At 60.2% G+C, this 10409-nt stretch carries 14 protein-coding genes; 8 read left to right on the top strand and 6 right to left on the bottom strand.

From position 1 onward, the window contains the following. Window positions 1–42: 42 nt before the first annotated feature. Window positions 43–702, top strand: a complete 660-nt coding sequence (locus tag PDO_RS20020) for a glutathione S-transferase family protein (protein WP_007606175.1) — start codon at window positions 43–45, stop codon at window positions 700–702. Here the strand turns inward: PDO_RS20020 and PDO_RS20025 are convergent. Both PDO_RS20025 and PDO_RS20030 read right to left on the bottom strand, forming a co-directional pair. After that, on the bottom strand, window positions 699–1043 hold the full coding sequence (locus tag PDO_RS20025) for a cupin domain-containing protein (protein WP_007606177.1): 345 nt from the start codon (window positions 1041–1043) through the stop codon (window positions 699–701). The genes PDO_RS20020 and PDO_RS20025 overlap by 4 nt on opposite strands. Before the next feature lie 57 nt (window positions 1044–1100). Continuing rightward, window positions 1101–2387 (bottom strand): O-acetylhomoserine aminocarboxypropyltransferase, encoded by a 1287-nt coding sequence (locus PDO_RS20030; RefSeq protein WP_007606178.1) that lies wholly within the window; start codon window positions 2385–2387, stop codon window positions 1101–1103. Window positions 2388–2554: 167 nt separating this feature from the next. Between PDO_RS20030 and PDO_RS20035 the strand changes: the two genes are divergently transcribed. After that, entirely contained in the window at window positions 2555–2986 is a 432-nt protein-coding gene (locus tag PDO_RS20035; RefSeq protein WP_007606179.1) for a DUF6455 family protein, read from the top strand. Window positions 2987–2990: 4 nt separating this feature from the next. Here PDO_RS20035 and PDO_RS20040 read toward each other — a convergent pair whose 3' ends face one another. Further along, entirely contained in the window at window positions 2991–3422 is a 432-nt protein-coding gene (locus tag PDO_RS20040) for a CoA-binding protein (RefSeq protein WP_007606180.1), read from the bottom strand. Between the two features lie 147 nt (window positions 3423–3569). On the opposite strand from PDO_RS20040, the gene PDO_RS20045 reads away from it, so the two are divergent. Beyond that, window positions 3570–3905 carry a hypothetical protein gene (locus tag PDO_RS20045; RefSeq protein WP_037074825.1) on the top strand — a complete coding sequence of 112 codons (336 nt, stop codon included), beginning with the start codon at window positions 3570–3572 and terminating at the stop codon, window positions 3903–3905. A gap of 20 nt (window positions 3906–3925) precedes the next feature. Here PDO_RS20045 and PDO_RS20050 read toward each other — a convergent pair whose 3' ends face one another. Beyond that, window positions 3926–4402 (bottom strand): CoA-binding protein, encoded by a 477-nt coding sequence (locus PDO_RS20050; protein WP_007606182.1) that lies wholly within the window; start codon window positions 4400–4402, stop codon window positions 3926–3928. A gap of 117 nt (window positions 4403–4519) precedes the next feature. Next, window positions 4520–4810, bottom strand: a complete 291-nt coding sequence (locus tag PDO_RS20055; RefSeq protein ID WP_007606183.1) for a VOC family protein — start codon at window positions 4808–4810, stop codon at window positions 4520–4522. Window positions 4811–5486: 676 nt separating this feature from the next. Between PDO_RS20055 and rplM the strand changes: the two genes are divergently transcribed. The 4 genes from rplM (at window position 5487) to argC (ending at window position 8537) form a co-directional block, all read left to right on the top strand. Further along, entirely contained in the window at window positions 5487–5951 is a 465-nt protein-coding gene (gene rplM, locus PDO_RS20060) for a 50S ribosomal protein L13 (protein WP_007606184.1), read from the top strand. A 2-nt stretch (window positions 5952–5953) separates the two neighbouring features. Then, window positions 5954–6418: a 30S ribosomal protein S9 gene (gene rpsI / locus PDO_RS20065; protein ID WP_007606185.1), complete on the top strand. Its 465-nt coding sequence runs from the start codon at window positions 5954–5956 to the stop codon at window positions 6416–6418. Window positions 6419–6579: 161 nt separating this feature from the next. Further along, the gene (speB, locus tag PDO_RS20070; protein WP_007606186.1) at window positions 6580–7533 is read left to right on the top strand and encodes an agmatinase; all 954 of its coding nucleotides are present in this window, start codon (window positions 6580–6582) and stop codon (window positions 7531–7533) included. A gap of 71 nt (window positions 7534–7604) precedes the next feature. Then, on the top strand, window positions 7605–8537 hold the full coding sequence (gene argC, locus PDO_RS20075) for an N-acetyl-gamma-glutamyl-phosphate reductase (RefSeq protein WP_007606187.1): 933 nt from the start codon (window positions 7605–7607) through the stop codon (window positions 8535–8537). A 141-nt stretch (window positions 8538–8678) separates the two neighbouring features. Here the strand turns inward: argC and PDO_RS20080 are convergent, their stop codons facing one another. Further along, window positions 8679–9782, bottom strand: coding sequence for a COX15/CtaA family protein (locus PDO_RS20080; protein ID WP_007606188.1), 1104 nt, complete (start codon window positions 9780–9782; stop codon window positions 8679–8681). Between the two features lie 147 nt (window positions 9783–9929). On the opposite strand from PDO_RS20080, the gene PDO_RS20085 reads away from it, so the two are divergent. Further along, entirely contained in the window at window positions 9930–10139 is a 210-nt protein-coding gene (locus tag PDO_RS20085; protein WP_007606189.1) for a DUF2842 domain-containing protein, read from the top strand. Window positions 10140–10409: the final 270 nt, after the last annotated feature.

Raw genomic sequence — 10409 nt, forward strand, 5'->3', positions numbered from 1 at the left:
CGTTGCCTCACGGCGAAATCCAATACCAAAGGGAGACTTCCGATGACCAAAGACCAGCAGATCACGCTCTTCTACTCGCCCCAGACCCGCGCCACGGGCGCGCGCATCCTGCTGGAAGAGTTGAATGTGCCCTACACGATGCATGTCCTCAACATGCTGGCCGGCGAGCAACGGCAGCCCAACTATCTCGCCATCAATCCACTGGGCAAGGTCCCGGCCGTTCGCGTCGGGGATACGCTCGTCACGGAACAGGGTGCCATCTACCTCTATCTCGCTGACCTGTTTCCCGAGGCTGGCCTGGCGCCGGCACCAACCGATCCCGATCGTGGCGCCTATGTCCGCTGGCTGTTCATCTATGGAAGCTGCTTCGAGCCCGCCGTGATCGACCGCTACCTGAAGCGGGAACCGGCTTCGCCGAACGAAACGCCCTATGCGAGCTACGACGCGCTGATCGATACACTGGAGGGGGCACTTCAGGCCGGGCCCTATCTGCTCGGCGAGCGCTTCACCGCCCTCGACCTGCTCTGGGGTGTCGCCCTGAACTGGACGATGATGTTCGGCCTCGTCGAGGAGCGGCCGGTCTTCCGGGCCTATGCCGATCGGATCGCGGCTCGCTCGAGCTTCCGAAAGGTCCACGCCGAGGACGCTGAAATGGCCGCACGGCACAAGGCTTCGGCAGAGATGCTGAAGGCCGCGAGCTAGAGCCGGATCACATAGTCCTTGCGAGTCGTTTCAAGGACTTCCCAGGTCCCCTTGAAGCCGGGTCTGAGGATCAGGCGGTCGCCAGCCCTGAGATGGATCGGCGCACCGCCCTCCTCGGTGACGACCGAGTGGCCTTCGAGAATGTGGAAATACTCCCATTCATCGTAGACGATCCGCCATTTGCCTGGGGTCGACTGCCAGATACCGGCATAAATGCCGCCGTCAGCCTCCTCGATGTTCCAGGTGGTGAAGCGCGGATCGCCTGAAATCAGGCGATCCGGTGCGGGGCCGCCCTCTTCCGGCGTGACGGTTGAGGGATCGAACGGCAGCGACAGGGTCATGGTGGTCTCCGGATGGGGGAAGCGGCGATGTCAACGCACCACAGCCCGCCGTCGTCTTTAGATCTTCGCCAGCGACTGTTCCAGATCGGCGATGATGTCGTCTGCATCCTCGATACCGATGGAGAGCCGCACGACGTCAGGGCCAGCACCCGCAGCGACCTGCTGTTCTTCCGTCAGCTGTGCATGCGTGGTGGAAGCAGGATGGATGATCAGTGAACGGGTGTCACCGATATTGGCCAGATGCGAGAAGAGCTGCAGTCCCCCGACCAGCGCCTTGCCGGCTTCCAGTCCGCCCTTGATGCCGAAAGTGAAGACGGCTCCCGCGCCCTTCGGCGAATAGCGCTTCTGCAGCGCGTTGTTCGGATCGTCGGGCAAGCCGGCATAGTTGACCCAGGCGATCTTGGGATGGCCTTTCAGCCAGGTTGCAACCTTCAGCGCATTGTCGCAATGGCGCTGCATCCTGAGCGGAAGCGTCTCGATGCCGGTCAGGAGAAGGAACGAATTCATCGGCGCGATTGCCGGCCCCAGGTCGCGCAGACCAAGAACGCGGCAGGCAATGGCGAATGCAAAATTGCCAAAGGCCTGATGCAGGACGAGGCCGGAATATTCCGGACGCGGCGTGGACAGCATCGGATACTTGCCCGGTATCGCCGACCAGTCGAACGTGCCGCCATCGACGATAACGCCGCCCATGGAATTGCCGTGACCACCGAGGAATTTGGTGGCCGAATGCACGATGATATCGGCACCATGTTCCAGCGGGCGCACCAGATAGGGGCTGGCCATGGTGTTGTCGACGATCAGCGGCAGGCCATGACGATGCGCCACTTCGGCAATTGCCGCGATATCAACGAACGTGCCGCCGGGATTGGCGAGGCTCTCGATGAAGATCGCCTTGGTTTTCTCATCGATATGGGCGGCAAAGCTTTCCGGATCGGCCGGATCGGCCCAACGCACCCGCCAGTCGAAATTCTGGAAGGCATGGCCAAACTGGTTGATCGAGCCGCCATAGAGTTTGCGCGCCGCGACGAAATTCTCGCCCGGTTGCATCAGGCTGTGGAAGATCAGCAACTGGGCAGCGTGGCCGGATGCCACGGCGAGTGCCGCAGTGCCGCCTTCGAGCGCGGCGACCCGCTCCTCAAGCACCGCCTGGGTCGGGTTCATGATCCGGGTGTAGATATTGCCGAACTGCTTCAGGCCGAAGAGGGCTGCGGCATGATCCGAGTCGTTGAAGACATAGGCCGTGGTCTGATAGATCGGCGTGATCCGTGCACCGGTCGTCGGATCAGGCTGGGCGCCCGCGTGAACGGCAAGCGTAGCAAATCCCGGATTGTTGTCGGACATTGTTTTACCCTCCCATTATTGGTGAGGCGGATCATAGTGCCTCGCCATCGCTTGTCAGCCAGCAAAATTCCAATCTCAACGCCCGGTGGAGAAAATTCCTCCTTGATCGAGGTCAAGGCGGATCACAGCGGCCGATAGGATCATCGTTGCAGCCAACGGAGATTCCCATGACACTTGCCATCGCAGAGCCAATCCGCCAGTCGCTGACCCAGATTTTGTCGTGGTTTGCCAGGAGCTTCGAAGCCTCGGCCGAAGCCGATATTCTTGCCGCCATGGACGAGAGGGAGATCATGGCGCTGGCCGAGGATTGCGGCATATCGCCCGACCAGCTTCTGGTGCTGATCAAGGCTGGCCCGCATGGGGCCGATGAAATGCCGCAGATGATGCGGGCGCTCAACATCGATCCGGCGGAAGTCGAGTTGCGCATGCGCAAGCTGTTTCGCCACATGCAGACAACCTGCGCGGCTTGTGGCGCCAAGGATCGCTGTCGGCGGGACCTCGTCCATGCCGTGGCCGATCAATCCTTCATGGACTATTGCGGCAATGCCGAAACGCTGAATGCGCTTCGGGCCGATCCCGATCTGCTGGCGGAACGCTAAGACTTCAAAGACCGAGGCGCGGGATTTCGATGGCCGGGCACCGGTCCATGACCACCTTGATACCCGCCGCCTCGGCGGGTTCAACGGCAATATCATCGCGCACCGAAAGCTGTCCCCAGATCACCTGCGGCCGCGACTTCAGAGCCAGCGCTTCTGCGACCACCTCGCCGAGGAATTCAGGCGCCCGGAATACGTCGATCATGTCGATCTCATCAGGAATGTCAGCCAATCTGGCATAGACTTTCTGGCCCAGGATCTCCTTGCCGGCCTGCCCCGGATTGACGGGGATGACGGTGTAGCCCCTCGACAGCAGATATTGCATGACGCCGAAGCTCGGGCGATCTGCCTTGGGAGACGCGCCGACCAAAGCAATGGTACGGGTTTCCTGCAAAATTTCGGCAATGTCATCATCATTATAGCTGTCGTGATCCGTCATGGCGCATTCCTGAACTGGTTCTGTTTCCATTCAGCACTACATGGGGTTGAGGGACGCAACAACAAGATGCGAAAGCCATGTGGACCGGAGACCCCACCGGCACGGGCATCGTAGAAATCTTTATTTGACGAGGTGATTGGCATGATCATGAAACAATTTTCTGTGGCGCTTCTGGTGCTCGGCGCAGCATCGCCGGCATTGGCCATTTCGCGTTACAATACCCTGTCGCTGACCTGCGAGGCTGCACGACAAAAGGTGATCAACGAAGGTGCTGCCATCCTGCGTTATCCATCGACCCGGGTGAAGGGCATGACCCTCTATGACCGTTACGTGACGCGCAACGAGCAATGCGACGCGCACGAATATGCCGAACGGTCCTATGTGCCGACGCGCGACAATCCGCGATGCCCCGTCCTCAATTGCCAGACCTATGATCCGGTTACAGGCAACGGCATATTCGGCAAGCCGCGCATCCGATTTTGATCGGCGCGGACGGCCTGCTTTTACGCCGCATGGGCCGAATGGTCGCCGGAGGCTTGCGGGTGATGGGTCAACTCGTAAACCAGAGGATATTCGCTGACGAGCGAGCGGTCCATGACCACCTTGATGCCAGCCGATTCCGCCTTGGCGGCAGCTGCGTCGTTGCGCACGCCAAGCTGGCCCCAGATCGCTATCGGTCGCGGCTTCAGGGCAAGCACCTGATCCACTACCGCGTCCAGATGCTGCGAGCGACGAAACACGTCGACAAGATCGATCGGCTCCGGAATATCGGCGAGCGTCGCGTAGACCTTCTGACCCAGAAGGGTTTCTCCCGCATGCCGGGGATTGACCGGAAACACATGGTATCCCTTTCCCAGCAGGAAACCGCAGATCCAGTGGCTGGGACGATGATCGCTGGTTGAGGCGCCCACCACCGCAACATTGCGCGACACCGCCAGGATCTCCGACAGATAGGCATTCACATAGGCGTCGTGGTTCATGGCTTGCTCCTCCCGGCCCATTGCTGGGCCTGCCAATATACCGTCCCCCTGCTCCCCAGACCGTTATAGTCCCGGTTCGTTAAGCAGGCCTCGCCATGATCGTTAAAATGCCAACTGTCATTCCGGCAGCACCAGATGGCCATGCTCGTCGAACGGGAAGAAGGGATTGTGGGCAATCTCCCACAGATGGCCATCAGGGTCGGCGACATAGCCCGAGTAGCCACCCCAGAACACCTTTTCGGGCGCCTTGACCACGGTCGCTCCGCAAGACACCGCAAACTTGACCACCGCATCGACACCTATTTCGCTGGCGACGTTGTAGGCCAGCGTTACACCGGAAAAGCCCCTTGCTGTGTCATCGACATGGGCGTCTTCGGCCAGCGACAGGCGCGAAAACAATCCCAGCACGATGCCCTTGAGCTGAATAAAGGTGACATCGTCATTGGATGCCGACGACTTCGACCAACCGAGCCGTTGCTAGAATTCCGTGCTGCGCGCGACGTCTGCTACGCCGAGTGTGATGAGGGAAATCCGACGTTCAAGCGACATGCCCATCTCCATGTAAGGTCGCCTGCCGATACGTTCGTTTTATGTTTTCATTATGTTCATGCTCATATTAGCATGATCATAGGTTGCGAGATTGTATGTAATACAATCTTTCTATTTTGGGTCAAATTTTGTGCACATGATTTGGAAATGAACAATTTCCGCTCGAATTCCCAGCACCATGACCACCAGTTCTGGCGCGAAGATGCACTTTTCGACAGACCGGGCGGCGCGAAAATATCTGCGTTGACAGGCCGATCCTGACCGGGCGGCGGCAAAATCAGAGCGAAAACGGAGCTTCGATATGGGGTAAAATAATACCTCATACCTAAGTCATTGATTTTGCTGGATTGAAAAGAAAGACAGCAGTTATCGGCCGCTTGACCGACCATTCCATGAAGATTATACACCGCCGCAGATGGCGAGCCTTACGGGCCCGCTTTCTTTTTTGCATTCTCACGAATGCGAACCAAGCAACAAGAAACGCCCGATCATTCACTTCAAGAATGATCAGGGATCAAAACTGAAAGAGACCGCAATGTCTACCTTCGTTCAGAAGCCTGCAGAGGTGGAGAAGAAGTGGATCATCATCGACGCCGAAGGGCTCGTTGTTGGTCGCCTCGCCACCGTTATCGCCACGTACCTGCGCGGCAAGCACAAGGCCACCTATACACCTCACGTTGATGATGGCGACAATGTCATCGTGATCAACGCCGAGAAGGTTGTCCTCACCGGCAAGAAGTATTCGGACAAGACCTACTACTGGCACACCGGTTACCCGGGTGGCATCAAGGAACGTACTGCCCGCCAGATCATCGAAGGCCGCTTCCCGGAGCGCGTTCTCGAGAAGGCTGTCGAGCGTATGATCCCGCGCGGCCCGCTCGGCCGTCGCCAGATGAAGAACCTGCGCGTTTACGCCGGCTCCAACCATCCGCATGAAGCTCAGCAGCCCGTCGCCCTCGACGTCGCTTCGCTGAACAGCAAGAACACAAGGAGCGCCTGATAATGGCCGATCTTTCTTCCCTGAAGGACCTTGCCCCGGCACAGGACGCAGCTCCGGCTCACGTCCGCAAGGTCGACTCGCTGGGTCGCTCCTACGCCACCGGCAAGCGCAAGAACGCCGTCGCCCGCGTCTGGGTCAAGCCAGGCACCGGCAAGATCACGATCAACGGCCGCGAATTCCGCACCTATTTCGCCCGTCCGGTCCTGCAGATGGTTCTGCAGCAGCCGATCGTCGCAGCTGCCCGTGATGGCCAGTTCGACATCATCGCCACCGTTCACGGCGGCGGTCTGTCCGGCCAGGCTGGTGCAGTTCGTCACGGTCTCTCGAAAGCCCTCACCTACTTCGAACCAGGCCTGCGTCCGGTCCTGAAGAAGGGTGGCTTCCTGACCCGCGACAGCCGCGTCGTCGAGCGTAAGAAGTACGGCAAGGCCAAGGCCCGTCGTTCGTTCCAGTTCTCCAAGCGTTAATCGCTGGATCACCGGAAACGGAAATCAAGGCGGGGCTTCGGCTCCGCCTTTTTTCGTTTGGCGTCTCCTGGCCGCGACGAAAGCACCATCCCCGACGTTGAACGCCAAAGCGCGCCGTTCTAGTCTGAGCCCAAACAATCTGCAGTCGGAGAGACTTTCGTATGGCGAGCAAATCGATAGACAACGCCTTCACGGCCAAAGCCGTGCGCGGCGCTGCCACCGATCCGACCTATGCCGGCGCTCTATCCTTCATGCGCCGCCAGTATTCCAAGGTGCTCGAGGATGTCGATGCCGTGGTGCTCGGCATTCCGTTCGACGCCGCCGTCTCCAATCGTCCCGGCGCCCGCTTCGGGCCGCAGGCGATCCGCCGTGCCTCGGCGATCTTCGACAATGATCCGCAATATCCCTTTGCCCGCGACCTGTTCGAGCAGATGGCTGTCGTTGACTACGGCGACGTGCTGCTCGACTACGGCAATCACCAGGAGACACCGGGCCTGATCGAGCAGGAAGCCGCCAAGATCCTCGCCTCCGGCGCCTATCTGCTCGGCCTCGGCGGCGATCACTTCGTCACCTGGCCACTGCTCAAAGCCCATGCCGCCAAGCATGGGCCGCTGGCGCTGGTGCATTTCGATGCGCATCAGGACACCTGGGACGATGATGGCAAGCGGATCGACCACGGCTCGTTCGTCTGCCGCGCCGTGCGCGAGGGTGTGATCGATCCGGCCCATTCCATTCAGATCGGCATCCGCACCGAGGCGCCGGAAGATTTCGGCATCAAGATCCTGCATGGCTATAGCGTCGAAGACCTTAGCGCCCAGCAGATTGCCGACCAGATCCTCGCCCATGTCGGCAACCGCCCCTGCTATCTGACCTTCGACATCGACTGCCTGGATCCCGCCTATGCGCCGGGCACCGGAACGCCGGTGGCGGGTGGCCCTTCCTCGGCCAAAATGCTGTCGGTGCTGCGCAAGCTCGGCAGCCTCGACATTCGCGGTTCAGACATCGTCGAGGTGGCGCCAGCCTATGATCATGCCGATATCACCGCCATTGCCGGTGCGACGGTCGCGATGTATATGCTGGGGCTCAGGGCAGAACGACTGGCTGGCAGCCGTTAAGAAACTGAATCATGCCGCGGATAAAGTGATTCCGCCAGGCTTTGTAACCTTCTGAATTTATGGATAAAGACATGAGCGCGAAAATCTTCATCGACGGCGAACACGGAACCACGGGACTGCAGATCCGCACCCGCATGGCCGGCCGCCGCGATGTTACGCTGCTGTCGATCCCCGAAGCCGAACGGCGCAATGCCGCTATGCGCGAAGACCTGCTCAACGGCGCCGACATCGCCATCCTCTGCCTGCCGGACGATGCGTCTAGGGAGGCTGTCGCCATGCTGTCGGGCAACAACAAGGTGCGGATCATCGATACGTCGACCGCCCACCGGGTCGCTCCGGACTGGGCCTATGGCTTTGCCGAAATGGACAAGGCGCAGGGCGACAAGATCAGGTCGGCGCGCTGCGTCGCCAATCCGGGCTGCTACCCGACCGGCGCCATCGGCCTCATCCGGCCGCTTCGCGCCGCCGGCATCCTCCCGGACGGCTATCCGGTCTCGGTCAATGCCGTGTCGGGTTACAGCGGCGGTGGCAAGCAGATGATCGCCCAGATGGAGGATGTGAACCATCCCGAGCATCTGGCCGCCAACAATTTCCTCTACGGCCTGCCGCTCAAGCACAAGCATGTGCCGGAGATGACCATTCACGGCCAGCTCGACCGTGCACCGCTGTTTGCCCCATCGGTCGGTCGCTTCGCACAAGGCATGATCGTCCAGGTGCCGCTGTTCATCGACGACCTTGCCGCCGGCACCTCGATCGAGAGCATCCACGCCGCGCTGGTATCGCACTATGCCGGTCAGGATATCGTCTCTGTCGTGCCGCTTTCCGACAGCGCAAAGCTTGCCCGCGTCGATGCGGAGGAACTGGTCGGCCAGGACACGATGAAGCTCTATGTCTTCGGCACGCCGGGAGGCGCGCATGTCAACCTCGTGGCCGTGCTCGACAATCTCGGCAAGGGCGCATCAGGCGCTGCCGTGCAGAACATGGACCTGATGCTGTCGGCCTGAGATGGCTTGGCGCAGGGAGCGGTTCCTGCGTTTCCGTTCGAAAGTCCTCGACGCGGTGACTGACGTCCGCCGGAATTTAGGCTCGGCGGACGTGGGCTACTTTGCTCGCAGGCCTGTTCCACCGATCGCCTCGGCGCACCATCAATCCCTGAATTCCAGAACCAGTGGCTTGACCCGCTCGCCGTAGAAGCCGCGCCAGTGGGCGACCGCGAAGGCAAGCACCACCAATGCGCCACCCTGGTGCGCCAGGCCGGCATGCAAGGGCACCTGCGTGATCAGGGTGACAATACCGATCACAGCCTGAATGGCCACGAGGGCAAAGAGAACAACGCTGCGGCGGGCGTGGGTAGTGTCGGCGTCCGCCTTCAGCGACTGGAGCATGTGCAGCAAGGCGGCGGCAAATAGCAGGTAGGCACCGAGACGGTGGACGAACTGAACGGTCTTCGGGTTTTCGAACAGGTTGATCCACCATGGCTGCTGGACGAACAGGTCGCCCGGTATCACCGCCCCGTCCATCAGTGGCCAGGTGTTGTAGGAAAAGCCTGCATCCAGGCCTGCGACCAGGGCGCCGAGATAGATCTGGAAGATCGTCAGTGCTACGAGAACGCCGGCAAAACGGCGCGAACCGGTGGTCGGCGCCGGGTCCTTGCTGTGTGGCGTCAGGCTGCGCATGATCCAGACACAGCCGGAGAAGATCAGACAGGCGATGATCAGATGGGTCGCGAGCCGATACTGGCTGACATCGACGCGCTCGCTCAAGCCCGACGACACCATCCACCAGCCGATGAAGCCCTGGAAGCCGCCCAGAGCCAAAAGACCGACCAGAGGCAGACGCAATTGTCGTTCAATGCGGCCGGTGAGCCAAAAGAAGAGTAGCGGCAGGGCAAATACCAGTCCGATCAGGCGCGCCAGCAGACGGTGTCCCCATTCCCACCAGAAGATGTTCTTGAACTCATCCAACGTCATGCCCTGGTTGATCTGCTGGTATTCGGGAATTCGCTGATAAAGCTGGAACTCCTCCTCCCATTCGGCGACGGAAAGTGGCGGAATGGCGCCGTGGATCGGCTTCCATTCGGTGATCGACAATCCGGAATCGGTCAACCGCGTCGCGCCGCCGACCAGCACGAGACAGAATAACGTGACGATGACGACACCGAGCCAGATCCGGATTGCCAGCCGATTGGCTTCCACCCGTTTGATTTGTCGGCGGATATCCACCTCGGCTCCGGTCATCGCAACTGTCATGCGTCAGTCCTCTTTTCGAGAGTTGCCTCGTTTGGCCTGTTGATTTGCATCACTTGGGCGTGCAAAACAACCCCGGCCGTTTGCGGCAAGCGGTCGCGTCAGCACGCGCCCAGACCGATGTTTCAGACGCAAGCAAAAGGATACGACATGCCCATCAGACTGCGCAAATTCATCGGCACTGTTCTGATCATCATCCTGGTGCTTGTCTATGCGCTGCTGGCGACGACGGTCGCGACTGCCACGCTCGCCACGTCGCCATGGTGGATACATGTGCTCTATTTCACCCTTACGGGCGTGTTGTGGATTCTGCCGGCAATGCTGATCATCCGCTGGATGGCCGGGCCGATCCAGAAGTGAGCCGGGTGCTGCATTAACTCGGTATTCACCGCGTTCAGCGGCAGGCTGACCGCATTCCCTCTCGATAACCGAATATTGCCAATCAGCATCTAGCCTGCTCCCGCGTACAGGTCGGGACGGGAGAGAGCGCGTGCAAGCATTGCGGCCAGAGACAACGGCAGTGGCGGCGGCTGACGCAGCCCCTCTGCGCCTGACGCTCAAGGTGCACAATTCGATGGCCATCGTCGAGCGCGACTGGCGCCACCTCGAAGCCGATCCGCGCAATTCCCT

This window comes from Rhizobium sp. PDO1-076 (assembly GCF_000247475.1).
Classification (GTDB): Bacteria; Pseudomonadota; Alphaproteobacteria; order Rhizobiales; family Rhizobiaceae; genus Allorhizobium.

Coding starts and splice junctions, on each gene's coding strand:
- argC (WP_007606187.1), top strand. CDS start 7,605: ATGAGCGCGAAAATCTTCATCGACGGCGAACACGGAACCACGGGACTG.
- PDO_RS20030 (WP_007606178.1), bottom strand. CDS start 2,387: ATGTCCGACAACAATCCGGGATTTGCTACGCTTGCCGTTCACGCGGGC.
- rpsI (WP_007606185.1), top strand. CDS start 5,954: ATGGCCGATCTTTCTTCCCTGAAGGACCTTGCCCCGGCACAGGACGCA.
- PDO_RS20025 (WP_007606177.1), bottom strand. CDS start 1,043: ATGACCCTGTCGCTGCCGTTCGATCCCTCAACCGTCACGCCGGAAGAG.
- speB (WP_007606186.1), top strand. CDS start 6,580: ATGGCGAGCAAATCGATAGACAACGCCTTCACGGCCAAAGCCGTGCGC.
- PDO_RS20035 (WP_007606179.1), top strand. CDS start 2,555: ATGACACTTGCCATCGCAGAGCCAATCCGCCAGTCGCTGACCCAGATT.
- PDO_RS20020 (WP_007606175.1), top strand. CDS start 43: ATGACCAAAGACCAGCAGATCACGCTCTTCTACTCGCCCCAGACCCGC.
- PDO_RS20085 (WP_007606189.1), top strand. CDS start 9,930: ATGCCCATCAGACTGCGCAAATTCATCGGCACTGTTCTGATCATCATC.
- PDO_RS20040 (WP_007606180.1), bottom strand. CDS start 3,422: ATGACGGATCACGACAGCTATAATGATGATGACATTGCCGAAATTTTG.
- rplM (WP_007606184.1), top strand. CDS start 5,487: ATGTCTACCTTCGTTCAGAAGCCTGCAGAGGTGGAGAAGAAGTGGATC.
- PDO_RS20045 (WP_037074825.1), top strand. CDS start 3,570: ATGAAACAATTTTCTGTGGCGCTTCTGGTGCTCGGCGCAGCATCGCCG.
- PDO_RS20050 (WP_007606182.1), bottom strand. CDS start 4,402: ATGAACCACGACGCCTATGTGAATGCCTATCTGTCGGAGATCCTGGCG.
- PDO_RS20080 (WP_007606188.1), bottom strand. CDS start 9,782: ATGACAGTTGCGATGACCGGAGCCGAGGTGGATATCCGCCGACAAATC.